We start from the raw sequence: 16581 nt of genomic DNA, 5'->3' as shown, positions 1-16581 counted from the left end.
TATCAAGTCAAGATCGAAGCTGCTTAAGGTTTTTGTAGGGTAACTTTGCTTCAAATAGCTTTACTGTTTAACCCCTTTTAAGAGGCCTAGTTAATTATTGCCTTTTGGGAACTTGTAATTTTCATAGCAGCTTTTTCGTTACAGGCCTCTGATTTCCAGCTTCTTGGACTGGATGCCGTCCCGGTAGGAAGGGAGCAGCTTTACCGGTTCGGTCAGAAGAAAGTCACCTTTGCAGATCCATTCCTTGAGGGTAGCGGCGATTTCCCTGGCTTTGGGATAGCTGGACAGGGGAGCCGTAGGAATTTTTTTGCCGTTGACGGTGATGGTTCCCGACTTCAGCTCGGCATAGCTGGCGAAGCCCAGGTCGCTGGGCAGCCGCTGGCCGTAAGCTTCACCGTAATCGACAATGGGGGCATAGAGGTCGCGGTCGCTGACCGATACGCAGCGCATTACTTCTTCGTTCAAGATGGGAATGGGTATGCCTATGCTTACGGAAAGGGTAGCGCCGTAACCAAGGAAACTGGTTCCAAGCAACCAGTTGGCTTTCATTTGTTTTAAATCGCCTACAACCGAGAGAGTCCCGCCGGCCGGTCCGTAGCTGTTTCCTGCAGCGTCTTTTTGAATTTCGGGGAAATGCTGGGTGCCGTTCCAGGCCACATATCCGATCCCGCCCCCCAGGAAGATCTTGGTCCCCATGCCTATGGTTAAAAAGTAGGGGTCATTTAAAAGCGGGCTGAGCTGCCCGGCGCTGCAGTAATGCGCGTTGCCCAGATTCGGTTTCAATACTCCCATATAGGTATAAATAACCCGGTTGCTCAAGTTAACCCCGCAATTGTAGTTCTGGTAGGAGTTGCGTGGATTAAAAAGGGTCGCTTCGTTAATATCGTCCAAGGTTATATAAGTCTCGAGCTCACGGCGTGGGTAGCAGTCGGTACCGTAGGAGGTGGCTTCCAGTTTGACCTTTTTACCCATTAGCAGGTCCTGGATTACATGCCCGCCCCCGTACCGGAATTCACCAGGATAATTGTTGTTGCAGGGGTCGTCCTCGGGAAGTTCCGTTGCGCCAAGATAGGCGTCGACAGCAGCTATTCCGGAGTAGGCCGGGACACCGTTAAGCCAAACTTTTTGCATCTTCATCTTGGGCTTGGAATGACCGAAATTAAGAAATACACCGGAAGAACACATGGGGGCAAATGTTCCGGTGGTGACCACATCTACCTGCCGGGTTGCTTCGGTAAGTCCTTTTTCTTCAACCAGGCCGATTACTTCTTCGGCAGTTAGTACAACCGCTTTACCGGACTTAATCTTTTCATTAATTTCGGCGTAAGTCTTTTCGATTGCCATTGTTCCACGTCCCTCCCGGTTTAAACATTGCTCTTGCCGTCCTTAATAAGAATACCCCTTCTAAGACAGAAGGGGCTAGAAAGTCTAAGTCAACGCTTTCCCCCTTATCTGTCAGAAGAAAAAGATCTTCTGCAGGAATTAGCACCTTTTTGGGGTAATCCCAAGGTTGCCGGGCTTCATTGGGCCAGTCCCTCCACCACTCCGGATAAGAGCAAAGGTATTAAGTTACTGTGTATTAGTCTATCAATTGAACCAGCTTATGTCAATAGGTATGTGTTTTAGAAAAGGATTTAACCCCGGCGAGGTAGAAGTTATTAATATTTGATTGGGGAAGTTCTACTTGAAGTGGGAGGGGAATTCGTTTGGCGCTGGACAGGAATTTGTTGGTCCTCTGCGTTATCAGGGAAGCGGATAATGCCCTGACTTTCCAAACTATATTAAACCGTTCGAAGCTGCAGGTTAAAGAACTGGAGGAGGCAATGGGCGTACTGGCTCTGGGCGGAAGAATCCGCTCTTTTGCCGGTGACGAGGTGAAGCCGCTTGCAGAACGCAGGTTTTTTAGCGTCCACGAGAACAGGCAGGAAATTGACGACCTCATTGCCGGTCAACTGCCGCTGCTGGCGGGAGAGGACTGCCTTTATTTTGCCTATGGACCGGAGCTCGAACCTGAACTATATCGTTCATCGCCAGGCGTGCATTTTTTGATGAGGGGATGCCTTAAGGGCTACCACCTGACCTTTGATGACAGCAAAACCGGGAGCGCCGGCGGGGGTGTGGCAAATTTATGCGGATCTTCTGATGGCGAGGTCTGGGGAGCAGTGTACCATATGGAATCAAGGCAAAAGGCTCTCGCCGCGGGAGAGGTGAAAATCAGGATACCGGTGGAAGGGGCGGTCGGTACGATGTGTGTGGAGTCATCTGTGTTCAAGTGGCACAGTATGCTGTTTCCATCCCGGCAGTATCTTCAGAAGATGGTTGCCGGCGGGCAATTCTTTGGCTTCCCTCAAAAGTACCTGCGGCAGGTATCAGCCATGCCTACTATTGATTAAGATTGCGTATAGATGGGGCGGTTTTAGATGTTTGTTGAAATCGGGGCCAAAATTAAAAAAGCCAGGGAAGAAAAATTCCTTTCCCAGGCCGGACTGGGGGCCAAGCTGGGGCTTACGGCCACAGCCATTAATTATTATGAGAAGGGAAAACGCAAAATTGGTATCGACGACTTGCTGAGGCTGTCGGAGGCTTTAGCCAAGCCGGTGTTATACTTTCTACCTGGCGTAGACGAACCAAAGAAGGATACTCCAAGTAAAAATACACTTAACAAGCATGTAGAAATATTTAATGATCTTACCGGTATTGCCGTTTTGGGTACCGTGCGGGCCGGCCAGCCGGTTTTTTCGGAACAAAATATCATCGGCATGCTCCCAATGCCGCAACAAAAAGCGGTTAAGGAGTATTTTGCCCTTCAGGTCAAAGGAGATTCAATGGCAGGCGCAGGGATAGATGAAGGGGATCTGGTTTTAATCCACCGTCAGTCACACGTGGATTTCGACGGGCAGATTGTTTGCGCTCTGGTTAACGGAGAAGAAACCACCCTGAAAGTATTTCACAAGGGTAGTGACGGTAATATCCGTCTGGTAGCCGCCAACCCGTCTTATCCCGATCTGCTGCTGGAAAGTTCCAGCAACCTGGTTATTCAAGGGGTATACGCGGGTGTTTATAAATTTCCACCTTCAAGGCCCGGCCAAAAATTATAGCGCTTTTTCCTCAAGGACTTCCGCATCATCGTACGTCTGTTCTTTGGAATTGGATTTTACCGGGCGTATATGGAAGTGGTTGTGCTGGATAGTCACCGTATGGACCGTGCCGCATTGAGGACACTTTTTCCTTTCGCCGTCTTGAAACCGCATTTCTCCTATGTGTTTGCCGCAGCAGGTAATTTCGATACTGATGATTGTACTGTTGTTTAGGAAGTTTACCCGGTAATCGTTGAGGTAACCCTTGTTTTGGAGGTTCAAAACGACATCACCCCAGTTAATAATTTTTATTAATCCAACTATAGCATTAGTTTCCTGCGGTGACAACCCCCGTTAAGGAAGCCAGGGGACAAAAAAAGAGACCTTAAGATAAGGTCTCTAGCAGGTAGCATTTTTGTCGTCACTGGATTTTGGGCAGGATCCGCAAGAACTTTCAGATGCATCGGAGCAAAGATCATTCTCATCTTCCGCCGGGGCGGTTACAGTATCCGGAACCAGGACCCTATCTTTTTTGCGTGGAGTCATTCTTCAATCCTCCTTTTGTTGTTTCCAGTATTAATTATGACCAAGCCGGAATTGTCCTATACATTGAGTTTTAATAAACATAAAGAGTACGGAGTAAGGGGCCGTACTCTTTTTGTAGCGTTCATTACGCATCCGCAGAAAATTACTGCTTGTTTCTCACCAGCGCGTTTTCCTTGAAGAAGAATGAGATTGCGTAGAGACCCGCCAGTCCAACAATCGAATAAATAAACCGGCTAAAGTCAGAAGATTGCCTGAGCGTATTGCCCCCAAAAATAGCGGCTACCAGATCCCATTCAAAGACTCCCACCAGCAGCCAGTTCAAGGCGCCGATAATGACCAGAGCCAAAGCCAAGCGGTTTAACCATTCCATACCTGACACCTCCTGAATTTTAATACCCTTATTATGTTAAATATTAAAAAAGTTATTCTTTTCTAAAATAAAGATGGCTGGTAAATTAGTTTATAATTTCAACAGATTAAGTTTATCCCGTATAAAATTGTTCAAAAAAATCAAACTTAAAGCAAAAGTGTTTTTAAGGAAACTCAGGAAGAAGGATGCCGGATAGTTTTGTCGAAGGTAATATATGGTGAAGGACACAAAGGAATGGGGAGGATTATGAAGAAGTACCCTATTAGCATATTTTTCCCTTGTTATAACGAAGAACAAAATGTGACCAGGATAACGTTGGAAGCGATTGAGGTTGCACGCAGGATATCCGATGATTACGAAATTATTATTGTAAACGACGGCAGCCGGGATCGTACCGGTGAAATTGCAGAACGCCTGGCCAAAGAAAACCCCGCGGTGAGAGTAATTCACCACGACGGCAACAAGGGTTACGGCGCAGCCCTGCAAACGGGGTTCAAGAATGCCTCCAAGGAGCTGGTTTTCTATACAGACGGGGATGGCCAGTTCAAAATAGAGGAGATTACCAGACTTCTGCCTCTTATTGAAGAAGCAGATATCGTCTCAGGCCGCAGGACCTACCGGCAGGATTCTTTTATGCGCAAGGTCAATGCCTTTTTGTGGGGGGCTCTCGTTAATGCTCTCTTTAAAATCAACGTGAATGATGTTGATTCAGCCTTTAAACTATACAGGCGCAAAATATTTGATGAGATTACCCTTACTTCACAGGGCGCCTTAATCGATACCGAGATACTAGCCAAAGCCAGAGCCAAAGGCTATACTATAACCGAGGTGGGGGTAAGCCATTTCCCCCGCGTGGCAGGAGAGCAGACCGGGGCCAAGTTATCTGTGATTTTGCGGGCGTTTAAAGAATTGTTTGCCTTGAAAAGCAGTTTTTCTCCACGGTCTGAATAATACGTCCTGCATACAAATTGATGGTTCTGTTTGTACAAGGAGAGTGTGAGTTTACGGAAAATATTTTTCAATTATGCAAATTTGCTCTGGTAGGATGCTTAAATACTTTTATCGACTGGGCTGTCTATTTTGCCATTGTAAAATTATATCCTGTTGAGAGTATCTACTTTTACACAGCGGCTAAAGGCTTGAGTTACTTTTGCGGCATACTCAACAGCTACTTTCTAAACCGGTGCTGGACTTTTAAGACAATCCACGACCACCATGAGGGTGGCAGGTTTATTAGGTTCGTGCTGGTAAACGCCGTAGGTCTGGGTATCAACAGCGCGTCAATCTATATTTTCCTTAATTTAAATCTTGCCCAGATGACAGCCCTGTTTTTAGCGACGGCTATTGCTTTTACTTTCAACTTTACCCTCAGCAAGCTGTGGGTCTTCCGGAAAGGCAAGATGGTGGCCAAGGTCTCCAGGGGGTAACATTCTATTAAAGAGAACTTGAAACATGTCGGCTACATATACATACTGAACAAACTTTACATCGTTTTTTTGATTTGGCTTACCAGGGAGGTCCTGGGTCCGTTACTGCCTGCGTCTGTGGATAGAATCCACCAGCATGTCATCCTTGATTCCTTAATTCACTGGGACGCAGGTTGGTTTCTGAGAATAGCAGGGCAGGGGTACGACTTTGACTGTGCGCCATTTTTCCCGTTGTTCCCGCTAATGATCCGCTTGGTTACTTTTTTAACCCAGGACGGGGCGGCAGCTGGTTTTCTAATTTCCAACACCGCTCTCTTTATTGCCTGTTATTATCTGTATACCCTGGTGAAAGAAGACTACAGCGCCGAAGTTGCCGCGTCCACCGTCTTTATCATGCTATTTTTCCCGACGGCAATTTTTTTCTCCTCGATTTATTCCGAAGCGCCGTTTTTAGCCTTCACTCTTGCCGCCTTTCATTATGGCAGGCGGGGGAAGTGGGTGCCGGCTGCGGTTCTCGGCGCCTGCGCGGCCTTGACCCGTAATATTGGTGTGGTACTTTTTTTGGCTTTCCTGTATATGCAGTATGAGCAGGAAGGGTACAGGCTCAATATCAAAAAAGCTTTGCCGCTTGCCCTTATTCCCGGGGCTTTGCTCATTTTCATGTTGGTATTGTGGCAGTCAACGGGAGACCCGCTGGCTTTTGCCCACTCGCTGAATACCGAGTACTGGGGCTACCGTCATTTCGCCTATCCGGGGGCCGGGCAGTTTCTCAACCTGACTCTGTTTTTGTATGAAAACCAATATTACGCTCTCTTTGAATCAGGCATGGCCCTTTTGTTCCTCTTCCTGGTAATCAGGAGCTTTCAGTATATTAAAGACCGTTCGCTGCTGATTTTTCTGGTCCTGGGTTTTCTAATCCCGTTTTCTTCAGTAGTTGACAACGTGCCGCTTGGTATGCCCAGGTACATCATTATCCTCTTCCCCGGTTATATCACCCTGGCGCTATTGCTCCGTAAAAACCAAATCTACCAGTCTTATGTAATTATAACAACAGTGGTCTTCTCGGTCGTCTGCGCCATGTTTGTGGCTGGAAGATGGATTAGTTGAGTGCAGCCGCCATTGTAAAGTCCTCTATTCAGGTGCTTTTTTAATCGCAAAAGAGGCGCTTGTTTTGATATCCATTGCGGTGTTCTTTATGCCGCACTTGCTTTGGCGGCGTTAATTAGTGTTGGCATTGTAAGCTTGATAAATCTGGAACAGGAAAGTTTCATTGACACCCTTTGGTTACTCATGGTCATGTTGGCTATGGTGATATGGCGCCTGCAAGGCGTCTTCAATGGTATGTAACTCAATGTTTCCTTCCCACATAATATGTAGGGTCAATAAAACAAAAGGAGATTTCGGATGAGTTCATACCTTGATGCTATTGCCTCCATGGACAGCGGCAGCCTGCACCCGGGGGGATTTCACCATACCCTTAAAGTTCTGCGGGATTTTAGCATTTCACGTGACGATATTGTTATTGACGTAGGATGCGGGACAGGGCGAACCGCCTGCCACCTGGCAAAAACCTATGGAGCCCATGTGTTTGCCCTGGACAACTCAGAAAAAATGCTGTCTAAGGCGAGGGCAAGGGCCAGGCGGGAAAAGGCTGATGTGCATTTTGTCCTTGGCGACGTGCTGGATATGCCCTTTCGTGATCAAGCTGCCGACCTGGTTATGATTGAATCGGTATTGGTATTTTTGCCTGTGCTTAAAGCTGTTAAGGAGTGCTTCCGGGTTTTAAAGAAAAAGGGGATCCTGGTCGACGTTGAACTGCTGGCTAAAGATTCCCTCCCGCCTGAAGCCAGGGAACAGGTAAAAGCTGTCTGCGGTCTACCACAAATACCATCGTTCAAGGAATGGCGGCAGGGTTTCGAGAAGGCTGGTTTCAGCCAAATCGCGGCAAGCTGCAAGAATTTCCCGGGGCCGCTGGACAACTTGAAAGAAATCTTTTATGGCGGGAATTCGCTCTTTTCACCGGAATTAATGATTGATGCGAATCTGTCACGGCCGCTTCAAGAGTATCAGGGTTTGATGAAAACGTACCGCAGCCACTTTGGCTTCGGAACCTTTATATATAGAAAAAACTAAATTACATAATTTAACCGCGCAACATGGTTGATCTGAGGCGAGAAAAGTGGTAAACTAAATAACGTCGCTGATGAGCGCCAATAAGGTTGTGACACTCCAATTTGGGGCTTGACCACCTGAGGGTTAGATAGTAAAATAACATGTGTATCTTATCATGGGGGCATAGCTCAGCTGGGAGAGCGCTTGAATGGCATTCAAGAGGTCAGGAGTTCGATCCTCCTTGTCTCCACCAAGTAGACAAACCTACTTTTTTAACTTAGTTAAAAGTGGGTTTTTCTTTTTTATGCCCTAAAATGGTTGTTTTGCATAAGTTTTAGCCTTGAAATTGTAAAAAGTGACGGATTTCCGCTCTGCAATTCAAATTCATAACATGAATTACCGTAGGTTTAGGTTGGCGGATAAAATAATAAACCCACAAATAATAATGTTTAAAGGAGGATGTCTTTGATGAAAATCCCTTATGGTTTTGCTGTAGACAATGATGGCAGGGTTACTGTTGACAAAACACAAGCGCAAGCTATTCAGATGATTTTTAGAGAATACCTTAATGGCAATAGCCTTGGAGGATTGGCAAGAATGCTGGAAAGCCGGGGTATCCCCTCGCCATCAGGAAATAAGTGTTGGGGGCGGGCCGCGATTGATAAGCTGTTGTCCAGTTCAAAGTATGTTCCGCTCATTATTAGCTTGGAACTGTATACTGCAGTACAATTTGAAAAGACGGCACGCTCAAACCAAGAACTTAATAATGACGGAAGCACACAGCGGAAGGCCACCCGGTACAATTCCAAGAATGTACTGAGTGGCCTTTTAGTTTGCTCAGAGTGCGGCGCGAACTATCGCCGGATTACACGTGCCTCCGGAGAAGTAGTATGGCGTTGCGCCAACCGTGTGGAACGCAGAAGCTGCACGCAGTCCCCATCAATTGCCGAGAAGGATATACTTCAGTTAATTTGCAAGGAACTCGGTATGAATACTTTTGACCCAGAGCATGTCAGAGATTTGCTGGACCGAATCCAAATTGGCCATGCTGGCGCTATCTCTTTCGAGTACAAGCATACCCAGCGCTTTTCCTCTCTCTAATCAGCACTATTCAAACTCTTTTGAACAAAATATAATATGAATATATTCAGGTTTTACTTGACGGGAGATGAGCATGGTGTCTGAGGAAGAAAAGCGTGCGGAAGCGATTTGGACATATTGCATATCAAGAGAAAAAATCCTAAAACACTTGGTTTCAAAGGACCTTATGACGCAAGACCTTGCGGACACGCTCTCCGAAAGAATGCTTGAGCAGCTGAACGCAAGTTTTGTCCCCGGATTCCGCCGCTCATCAATCGGTGAAGCCATGATCGCTAAACATATTCAGATCATTTCTCCAGACGACACCTACATATCGCTGACTGAAATAGCCCGGCAGAAAAATACCGATGCACCCAGCTATGTGATTCAAAGCTGGCTGCGCGACTATGGAACAATTGAATTCCTCCGTCTATGGGAAAAGGAGAGCAATCCTAAATTCGTAGATGAAGCATGCACGGCGTTAATCGAAAGAATGAAATCCAGCTCTTTTACACTGACACTTAAGCAGTGGATTGCCAATACAGGTGCGGCAGGGATTACATCGAAGCAGGGTAAAAACGGTGGTACCTTTGCACATCCGGACATTGCCTGTGAATTCAGCATGTGGATCGATCCTGCATATAGGTTGGATGTCGTCAAGAAGTTTCGTATGGCAAGCATAGAGAAGTAGTATGTCTAATAAAAATGCACACTTAAAAAAGTAAGTCAAAAAATATATGATAGAGGCAGGAGGTGCGGCAGATGGTAAATTACCTCAGTGTGAACGGAGCAAAAATTACCGTTGCAACGATGGATGAAAAGGATTATATCTCCTTGACAGATATGCTGAAAGCTAAACACGGCGATTTTTTCATCTCGGATTGGCTTCGCAATCGCAACACAATTGAGTTTTTGGGAATATGGGAGCAAATCCACAACCCCAATTTTAATTATGGCGAATTCGCCATAATTAAAAGTCAGGCTGGCTTGAACAGTTACAAAATCAGTGTTAAAGAATGGGTGGCAAAGACAAATGCTATCGGCCTCAAAGCAACTGCCGGACGTTATGGTGGAACTTACGCCTACAAGGACATCGCCTTTGAATTTGGCATGTGGATCAGCCCAGAGTTTAAAATTTATCTGATAAAAGAATTTGAAAGGCTGAAAGCCGAAGAACAGCGGCAGCTCGGATGGGATATCAAACGGAATCTGGCAAAAATCAATTATCGTATCCATACGGACGCAATCAAAGAAAATCTTATCCCGCCTGAGCTTACGCCACAGCAGGTTAACCAGATATATGCCAGCAAAGCGGACGTCCTGAATGTTGCGTTGTTCGGCATGACCGCCAAACAATGGCGAGACAGCAATCCAGAACTTAAAGGCAATATTCGGGATTATGCAAATGTTTCTCAGCTTGTCTGCCTTTCTAACATGGAGAATTTGAATGCAGTATTTATTGCAGACGGAATGCCTCAGTCGGAACGCCTTAAAAAATTGAACATAATTGCAATCAGTCAGATGAAACTGCTGACGGACGATCACAGGATAATAGATCTGGATGAAAAGAGTCAGGATTAAACAAAAAGGTAACAAGGAAAAAGCATGGCGGCCGCAAAACATTTTGTTTTGCGGCCGCTGTTTGGGCTCCAATACTACAAATTAAATATTTCAATCCACACACCCGCGAGGGGTGCGACAATATATCCCTTGGGCAAGTATATCTTATCCCAAGTTTCAATCCACAGGAGTTTTCTCCTAAAGGCGATAATAACATAAAAGGTTGCGTCACGCAAGAATAAAGTTCATTTAATTAGTAGTATTAAATCATTGACAAGTGAAGAAGAAGATCATATAGTAGAAATATCAGAAAATCATCCGAGGACTCCGACTATCAAACAAGAAAGGAGTGGTTCTGTGGTCGAAAAAGGCTATCCTGTCTCTTTTGAAATTGCCGGTCCGGCCGCCATGTTTACTAGGCCGGACACCGGTTCCTCCCCGGTATCGTATCCCGCGCCTACCAAATCCGCGTTGAAAAGCATGTTCGAATGTGTTGTCATGTCCAAGGAAGCCTATTTTGAGCCTAAAAAGGTTGAGATTTGCTCTCCGATCGTATTTCATAAGTATTCCACCAATTACGGCGGTCCTTTGCGAAAAAGTGGAACAGGGAATTTTCAGCTTTTTGCGACGGTTTTGGAGAATGTCTGCTACAAGGCGTACGGAATCATCAAGGCATATCAAGCGCCTCACAGCGGTAATAACCCGCAGCACAAACTTCAGGAAGTTTTCCTCCGACGGATAGAATCAGGACAGTTCCATACGACCGTTTTCCTTGGCTGGAAAGAGTTTACCCCCTCTTATTTTGGCCCGTTGCGGAAGAATACCTCGGTTGATTCCTCCATCAACCTCATAATCCCTTCCATGCTTTCAACAATGTACAGCCGCCCTACGGAAGGCAGCCTGTCACCGGTTTTCATACAGAACGTGGAGATTCGAAAAGGGGTGATGTTCTATGCTCAATGAGCTTTATGAGCTCAGTAAATCCCTGGAACGCCACGGCCTTCTGCAATCCACCACCCATCCGGATGTCGGCAATGTCGGCAAGGGGTATTGCCTTCTGATTGAACTTGACGACAATGGAACGCCTCGCGGCCTTCGAATTCTGCAAAAGGAACAGACTGCCGCGCTTTGGAAGCACAGCAAGGGAAATCATAACAGTTTCCCCGCGATTCGCGTGCAAAAGCCCCTGCTGTCGGCTGGCGAGAGCAAAAAAATAGACGATACCGCATGGGACAAAGCGAGGCTATCCGAAAAACTGATGCTGCTTTCCAAGCTGGATTATTCTGCTATCAATAAGGAATGCGCAGACGTGAAAATTTCAGAGTGGTCGGCCAACCAATTGAAACCGGTTTTGATTTCGGAGCAGCCGGCGCTGGCTGCGCTGAAGAAGTTGATTTCCGTATTTCCTCGGGAAGGGCAGCAATCCGTTTTTTTGCAGAATCTCACGCAGCTTCTCCGGCAGGAAATCCTGCGGTGTGGGCAGGAGGATTTGCTTGACTTGATCAAAAAACTGCTGGTCGGTACTTTTGATTCAAAGAAAGGAAAATATATCGCCGGCTGCATGACTTATTATGATATGTATGAAACCGGGAATTACGAAAATCTGGTGCTTTCATCTGAAACGCAGCGCACTCTGATCGAACTACTCAACAGCAAGCATACCGTAGAGGGTTCCGAGCATCAAGCGGTTACTGTCATTTCACCCTTTTCAGGAACTAAAACTGCGGGAATCGGGGATAAGTATCCAAATCCCAACATCCCTCTGCTGGGCCTTACTTACCTGTATTCCAAAAAATCCGATACGCCATGCCTTACCCGCTATACCATGACCGGCACGGAGGCTTTTCAAGCCGGAGCAAATGAAATCCGTGCCATCAGCGACGCCCTTGCGTTTCTGACGGCTGATTCCAGAAAAGACAGGTCATGGCGCGCCATGAGTGATAGTAACCGCGAAAAACCAAACCTGTTGCTGGCTTATCTGCCGGATGACCCGCAAAACAATGCGTATCTGGCCAAAATCCTTGGTGACCCATCTGATTTTGATGATCCGGAAGAATATCGGGAAACGGCAGAGGCCGTTTATGAAGCGTTGTGTAAGCAGGTGCTTGGGAACCTTGAGGACGTCCTGCGCAGAAATCCAAACGCGAAAGTCAATCTAATTCTCTTGGAAACGCTGGATCCGGGGCGAAAGCAAGTTGTGTATGAAACCTCTTTTACGGCAGAGCGGCTTCGCGAAAATCTGCTTACATGGGATGCTGCATCCCGAAATACCCCACCTATAGAGATACGAGTACGGGATAAAAAAGAGAATATTATTGTAACGCCGATTTGCCCCGGCCCCAGCGAGATCTGCCAACTGTTTAAAATTAACTATACCCGCTCGGGATCCGGAAAGCCGATGAAGCAAAGCGACGCCTCGCTTCACGAGATATATAGTCTCTATACGCCGGGTTTGCAGACGGATCGTTCGCAACTGTTGGAGCGTTTTTTCCAACTGACCGTACAAAAGAGTCGTTGGCTGCTGGAAGATATGGCATATCAACTGATTGTAGATTATGCACTGCCGCTCACAAAGCAATCCCGAACACAGGCAAGGCAGGCCGCCATGTTTGTGGCATTGCTTTCCATTTTGATTTATTTATCAGGTATCAGAAAGGAGAATTATATGTTAGACGTACCTTTCAATGTAGGGCAGTTCCTGAAACTGGCAGACATGCTGCATAAGGAATACTGTGTTCAGGTGAGAAGCAGCGATAAAAAGAATCCCTCTATTCCTGCTCAGTTGATGGGGAACGAGATGTTTCCAATCGCGCTTGAAAATCCGATTGAAGCATTTCTCAGGTTAAGTGAACGCATGAGAATCTATATAGCTTGGGCAGAAAAAGCAGAAGAACACAACATCGGAAGGGCAAAGAGGTTATTAAGACAATTTGAGGAAGTCAGCATGAAAATTGCGGCTGCGGAAAGTGAACTTCCAGAGCAGTTCAGCCCCGCTCAGCAGGCCCAGGTGCTTTTGGGATATCTGGCCGCTATCCCGTACGAAAAGAAGGAGATGAACTCCTTAAACAAACCGAATATAAAGGAGGAGAATGTCAATGAGTGAAATCATCAACAGAGGGACAGGCCTACTTTTAATTGATGTGACCAATTCCAACCCCAACGGGGATCCCGACCGCGAAAGCGATCCCCGAACCAGGCAAGACGGACGGGGAGAGATTTCTCCGGTCTCCTTTAAGAGGAAGCTGCGTGATCTGGTGGAAGCCAAGGATTCTCCGCTGTGGAAGGAATTGGCGGAAGAACTGAATTTGCCGGAAGAAGGCTTTGATATCTTAGAAAGCAAAACAACAAAGCGTTCTGATATCCGCAATCTCTCTTCTGAAGAGTTGCTGGCAAAATACTGGGATGTGCGGGTATTCGGTACGACGTTTCTTGAAGAGGAAACGGAGGAGAAGGGCTCCTTCATTACGTCCGGTGTTGTGCAGTTCGGTCTAGGCGTATCCCTTGATCCAATCAAAATTGAACGCATGACAACGACCAAGGTGCTTCCTGTTGAGGACGACAAGAGCAAGGGCATGGCGCCTTTGGCTTTCCGTATCGTGTCGTATGGCCTGTATGCCATGCCGTTTTTCATCAACGCAACAGCGGCACAGAAAACTCATTGCACGAAAAAAGACATTGAACTGCTCCTGCGGCTGATCCCCCATGCGTACAAAGAGACGGCATCATATGTCCGTCCGCAGGTGGACATCCGATACGCATTCTATGTGGAGCATAACCGCGCCCGGGGTACTTATAACGATTTTCGCATCATCGAGGTGCTTACCCCTGTTCGAATAGCGGGCGGAACCGGCCCGGCTACATCCTGGAAGGATTATGATGAAACGGCGCTTCAACACAGCATTGCGAGGCTCAATGAAAAGCTGGCAGGAAAAACCGCCCCCGTTGTGGACCTGATGGAAACCTTATGATTCCGATCGCACACAGCGCCAGAGGCGGCAGACCGGCGCAATCCTACCGCGATCATATATGCGGAGTGATTGAAAAGGTAAAGGGAAATCTGGAGGCATTGGCTCCGCATATCGCCAAAGAGAAGGCTGAGCTTTATAGTGGTATTCTCAATTCGGCGGCGGCGTTTCATGATGTGGGAAAGCTGGCAGGGGAAAATCAGGACGTTCTTTACGGAAGGAAACAAGCAAAAAGGCTTCCAATTGAGCATCGGGACGCAGGCGTAAAATATCTGCTGGGGGACAAGCCGGAATGCCCGGAGGTCACTCTGGTATACTCGCATCACCGCCCGGGACTGCCGGATATGTATGCGCATAAAGTCGCAGATACGCCTTTCCGTTTTTTGACGGCCATGTCCGACACTGACAAAAATCTCTGCAATTATCTGCGGATCCACGTTAAAGAGATTGGCGAACTTCCGGAACCCACCGATAGAAAAGCGGTGAAGCTTTCAGCACTGGAATACCGCATTCTGCTGAGTTGTCTGGTAGACGCTGACCATTCGGATACTGCCGGTGAACTGTTGATAGGTGCGGAACCGCGGTGGGAAGAACGGAGGCTAAGGCTGGACAGATATGTTCAGAACCTGCAGGGCCGCACAGAACAAGATAGCGAACGTAACCATCTGCGCACCCTTCTCTATCAAATCTGTAAAGGCGCCGCCACAGACGCCGTGATGGAATATTGCGACAGCCCTGTGGGCACGGGGAAAACCACGGCAGTCATGGCGCATATGCTAAAGACTGCGCAGGCACATCATCTGCGGCATATTTTCGTGGTGCTGCCATACACCAATATCATCTCCCAAACGGTGGAGGTACTCAGGAAAGCTGTTGTACTGGACGGTGAGGATCCTGAAGAAGTTGTGGCCGAGCACCATCATCAGGCGGATTTTGAGGACCCCGAGTATCGGCGTCTGGCAACGACCTGGACAGCGCCCATTATCGTCACTACTGCGGTTCAGTTTTTTGAAACGCTGGCGGGTAACCTGCCGGCAAAGCTGCGCAAGTTGCAGCAGCTTCCGGGCAGTGGCATCATTTTTGATGAGTACCACGCCGCTTTGCCTGTCGGTCTGATGCTGCCCGCATGGAAATGGATTACTGAACTCGCATCTCAATGGAGATGCCGCATCTGCATGTGTTCCGCCACAACGGTAAAATTCTGGGAGAGTCCTGCCTTTCAAAAGCAGGACCGGCTGTGCGCCGTACCCCTGCTGCCTCTCGAGGTTTCGGAGAGCCTGAACGCCTTCGAGCAATCAAGGGTTGACCTGAATGCATGGAGCGGCAATATTCCGCATTTTTACGGAGCGGTGGAGCTTGCGGCATACCTAAATAATTATCACGGCTCTAAAATTGTTGTGCTGGACACAGTCCAATCCGCCGCAGCTTTTGCCAAATTTCTGCATCAGCAGGGATACGACGTATTGCATCTTTCTTCTGCTCTCACGCCGGAGGATAGGGAACGCACGATTGCCAAGATCGAGCGAAGGCTATGTTCCCAATCGGAATTTTCTAAAGATTGGACGCTGGTGGCCACAAGCTGCGTAGAATGCGGTATGGATTTTTCATTCCGCTGCGGCTTTTGCGAGCTGCGTTCCCTGCAGAGCTACATTCAGTTGAGCGGGCGTATTCGAAGAAACAGCGAAAGGGAATATGAAGATGCGGTGCTGGTTGCATTTACGATTACGGAGGACAATTTTACCGTTGATTCAAGCTTCAATGATTCAAAAAGTGTATTTCGGAAAATGATTTCTTCCGGAAGGCTTTCTGCCGTATCCGTCACCGAAGCTGTCACGGAAGCATTTCGCCAGGAATGCAAGATGCGCGGGGCATTGTCGGAAGAGATATGTAAAGCCGATCGCCTACACGAATTTGAAACTGTCGCTAAAAAATTTCGTGTGATTGACGAAGAAACGGTGACCGTTGTGGCCAGTCCAACGCTTGCTACAAAAATTCAAGCAGGTGAACAGGTTTCCGCCAAAGAGCTTCAAAGAGGCAGCGTCAACCTCCGCAAGAGCGTTTTGGCCCGGCTTGGACTGCCCGACAGCGAATTGCCAATGCTTTCGGATTTGCAGTATGATGCCTTTCTCGGATATATGAAGAGCCTGATATAATAATCGAATTGAATCGATGAGAAGTATCTGAATTTATGAAAAGGAACTTAATCTTTGACTGTCAATTCCGATTTAACGGTCTGACCATGAGTAACTACTTGTTGGCATCTATATTTACCTAACTTCTCAAGGAAATGAAACTTCATCGGCAGATGAAGTTTATTTTAGTTTGCCCGGCATGTCTGCCGCACCGATGGGTTGAAAGAAACCCTGTCACCTAACCAGCGGGAAGACAACCCGTAGGCAAGGGCGTCACTGGTAACGGTGGGGTCTGGAGGAAGCCGAAGGGGG

17 protein-coding genes, 1 tRNA gene and 1 riboswitch are annotated in these 16581 nt (G+C 47.3%); of the genes, 14 read left to right on the top strand and 4 right to left on the bottom strand.

Annotated elements, in window-relative coordinates; genetic code table 11:
• Nucleotides 1–138: 138 nt before the first annotated feature.
• Nucleotides 139–1344 carry a homocysteine biosynthesis protein gene (locus tag Psfp_RS19220; RefSeq protein WP_134220135.1) on the bottom strand — a complete coding sequence of 402 codons (1206 nt, stop codon included), beginning with the start codon at nucleotides 1342–1344 and terminating at the stop codon, nucleotides 139–141.
• 101 nt (nucleotides 1345–1445) lie between these two features.
• Nucleotides 1446–1556, bottom strand: a riboswitch (SAM riboswitch).
• A gap of 150 nt (nucleotides 1557–1706) precedes the next feature.
• Here Psfp_RS19220 and Psfp_RS19215 point away from each other — a divergent pair.
• Together Psfp_RS19215 and Psfp_RS19210 are read left to right on the top strand one after the other, a co-directional pair.
• Complete coding sequence (locus tag Psfp_RS19215; protein ID WP_134220134.1) at nucleotides 1707–2393, top strand: gamma-glutamylcyclotransferase family protein; 687 nt, start codon at nucleotides 1707–1709, stop codon at nucleotides 2391–2393.
• Between the two features lie 27 nt (nucleotides 2394–2420).
• Complete coding sequence (locus tag Psfp_RS19210) at nucleotides 2421–3098, top strand: S24 family peptidase (RefSeq protein ID WP_134220133.1); 678 nt, start codon at nucleotides 2421–2423, stop codon at nucleotides 3096–3098.
• On the opposite strand, the gene Psfp_RS19205 is transcribed toward Psfp_RS19210, so the two are convergent.
• The 3 genes from Psfp_RS19205 to Psfp_RS19200 all read right to left on the bottom strand — a co-directional run bounded on the left by Psfp_RS19205 (nucleotide 3093) and on the right by Psfp_RS19200 (nucleotide 3993).
• Nucleotides 3093–3359, bottom strand: a complete 267-nt coding sequence (locus tag Psfp_RS19205) for a hypothetical protein (protein ID WP_134220132.1) — start codon at nucleotides 3357–3359, stop codon at nucleotides 3093–3095. The genes Psfp_RS19210 and Psfp_RS19205 overlap by 6 nt on opposite strands.
• A 117-nt stretch (nucleotides 3360–3476) precedes the next feature.
• A complete protein-coding gene (locus Psfp_RS21865; RefSeq protein WP_190239091.1) occupies nucleotides 3477–3623 on the bottom strand; it encodes a hypothetical protein in 147 nt (48 codons plus the stop codon).
• 142 nt (nucleotides 3624–3765) lie between these two features.
• Nucleotides 3766–3993, bottom strand: coding sequence for a DUF378 domain-containing protein (locus tag Psfp_RS19200; protein ID WP_134220131.1), 228 nt, complete (start codon nucleotides 3991–3993; stop codon nucleotides 3766–3768).
• A 198-nt stretch (nucleotides 3994–4191) separates the two neighbouring features.
• Here Psfp_RS19200 and Psfp_RS19195 point away from each other — a divergent pair, with 198 nt between their 5' ends.
• The 12 genes from Psfp_RS19195 to Psfp_RS19140 all read left to right on the top strand — a co-directional run bounded on the left by Psfp_RS19195 (nucleotide 4192) and on the right by Psfp_RS19140 (nucleotide 16290).
• The gene (locus tag Psfp_RS19195) at nucleotides 4192–4944 is read left to right on the top strand and encodes a glycosyltransferase family 2 protein (RefSeq protein ID WP_243120809.1); all 753 of its coding nucleotides are present in this window, start codon (nucleotides 4192–4194) and stop codon (nucleotides 4942–4944) included.
• Nucleotides 4945–4964: 20 nt separating this feature from the next.
• Complete coding sequence (locus Psfp_RS19190; RefSeq protein ID WP_134220130.1) at nucleotides 4965–5420, top strand: GtrA family protein; 456 nt, start codon at nucleotides 4965–4967, stop codon at nucleotides 5418–5420.
• A gap of 117 nt (nucleotides 5421–5537) precedes the next feature.
• A complete protein-coding gene (locus Psfp_RS19185) occupies nucleotides 5538–6527 on the top strand; it encodes a mannosyltransferase family protein (protein WP_192895540.1) in 990 nt (329 codons plus the stop codon).
• A gap of 297 nt (nucleotides 6528–6824) precedes the next feature.
• Nucleotides 6825–7553: a class I SAM-dependent methyltransferase gene (locus Psfp_RS19180; RefSeq protein ID WP_134220128.1), complete on the top strand. Its 729-nt coding sequence runs from the start codon at nucleotides 6825–6827 to the stop codon at nucleotides 7551–7553.
• Between the two features lie 156 nt (nucleotides 7554–7709).
• Nucleotides 7710–7785 (top strand) — tRNA-Ala (locus Psfp_RS19175).
• Nucleotides 7786–8000: 215 nt separating this feature from the next.
• Nucleotides 8001–8633, top strand: coding sequence for a recombinase family protein (locus Psfp_RS19170; protein WP_192895539.1), 633 nt, complete (start codon nucleotides 8001–8003; stop codon nucleotides 8631–8633).
• Nucleotides 8634–8706: 73 nt separating this feature from the next.
• Nucleotides 8707–9303 carry a KilA-N domain-containing protein gene (locus Psfp_RS19165; protein WP_134220126.1) on the top strand — a complete coding sequence of 199 codons (597 nt, stop codon included), beginning with the start codon at nucleotides 8707–8709 and terminating at the stop codon, nucleotides 9301–9303.
• Nucleotides 9304–9374: 71 nt separating this feature from the next.
• Entirely contained in the window at nucleotides 9375–10193 is an 819-nt protein-coding gene (locus tag Psfp_RS19160; RefSeq protein ID WP_134220125.1) for a KilA-N domain-containing protein, read from the top strand.
• A 336-nt stretch (nucleotides 10194–10529) separates the two neighbouring features.
• Nucleotides 10530–11135 (top strand): CRISPR-associated protein Cas5, encoded by a 606-nt coding sequence (cas5, locus tag Psfp_RS19155; RefSeq protein WP_134220124.1) that lies wholly within the window; start codon nucleotides 10530–10532, stop codon nucleotides 11133–11135.
• Nucleotides 11125–13275: a hypothetical protein gene (locus Psfp_RS19150; RefSeq protein WP_134220123.1), complete on the top strand. Its 2151-nt coding sequence runs from the start codon at nucleotides 11125–11127 to the stop codon at nucleotides 13273–13275. Before cas5 ends, Psfp_RS19150 begins: the two co-directional genes overlap by 11 nt.
• Nucleotides 13262–14140: a type I CRISPR-associated protein Cas7 gene (locus tag Psfp_RS19145; RefSeq protein WP_243120808.1), complete on the top strand. Its 879-nt coding sequence runs from the start codon at nucleotides 13262–13264 to the stop codon at nucleotides 14138–14140. The genes Psfp_RS19150 and Psfp_RS19145 overlap by 14 nt, the downstream gene beginning before the upstream one ends.
• Entirely contained in the window at nucleotides 14137–16290 is a 2154-nt protein-coding gene (locus Psfp_RS19140) for a DEAD/DEAH box helicase (RefSeq protein WP_134220122.1), read from the top strand. Before Psfp_RS19145 ends, Psfp_RS19140 begins: the two co-directional genes overlap by 4 nt.
• Nucleotides 16291–16581 lie beyond the last annotated feature (291 nt).

Origin of the sequence: Pelotomaculum sp. FP (genome assembly GCF_004369245.1) — a bacterium.
GTDB lineage: Bacteria > Bacillota > Desulfotomaculia > Desulfotomaculales > Pelotomaculaceae > Pelotomaculum_C > Pelotomaculum_C schinkii.
The sequence above is the reverse complement of the archived record's forward strand: the minus strand, read 5'-3'. Positions and strand labels throughout refer to the sequence as shown.

Bases quoted from the DNA above. Each gene is read 5' to 3' on its own strand.
- Psfp_RS21865 (WP_190239091.1), bottom strand. From the start codon at position 3,623: ATGACTCCACGCAAAAAAGATAGGGTCCTGGTTCCGGATACTGTAACC.
- Psfp_RS19210 (WP_134220133.1), top strand. From the start codon at position 2,421: ATGTTTGTTGAAATCGGGGCCAAAATTAAAAAAGCCAGGGAAGAAAAA.
- Psfp_RS19160 (WP_134220125.1), top strand. From the start codon at position 9,375: ATGGTAAATTACCTCAGTGTGAACGGAGCAAAAATTACCGTTGCAACG.
- Psfp_RS19180 (WP_134220128.1), top strand. From the start codon at position 6,825: ATGAGTTCATACCTTGATGCTATTGCCTCCATGGACAGCGGCAGCCTG.
- Psfp_RS19190 (WP_134220130.1), top strand. From the start codon at position 4,965: ATGGTTCTGTTTGTACAAGGAGAGTGTGAGTTTACGGAAAATATTTTT.
- Psfp_RS19140 (WP_134220122.1), top strand. From the start codon at position 14,137: ATGATTCCGATCGCACACAGCGCCAGAGGCGGCAGACCGGCGCAATCC.
- Psfp_RS19170 (WP_192895539.1), top strand. From the start codon at position 8,001: ATGAAAATCCCTTATGGTTTTGCTGTAGACAATGATGGCAGGGTTACT.
- Psfp_RS19165 (WP_134220126.1), top strand. From the start codon at position 8,707: ATGGTGTCTGAGGAAGAAAAGCGTGCGGAAGCGATTTGGACATATTGC.
- Psfp_RS19145 (WP_243120808.1), top strand. From the start codon at position 13,262: ATGTCAATGAGTGAAATCATCAACAGAGGGACAGGCCTACTTTTAATT.
- Psfp_RS19150 (WP_134220123.1), top strand. From the start codon at position 11,125: ATGCTCAATGAGCTTTATGAGCTCAGTAAATCCCTGGAACGCCACGGC.
- Psfp_RS19200 (WP_134220131.1), bottom strand. From the start codon at position 3,993: ATGGAATGGTTAAACCGCTTGGCTTTGGCTCTGGTCATTATCGGCGCC.
- Psfp_RS19220 (WP_134220135.1), bottom strand. From the start codon at position 1,344: ATGGCAATCGAAAAGACTTACGCCGAAATTAATGAAAAGATTAAGTCC.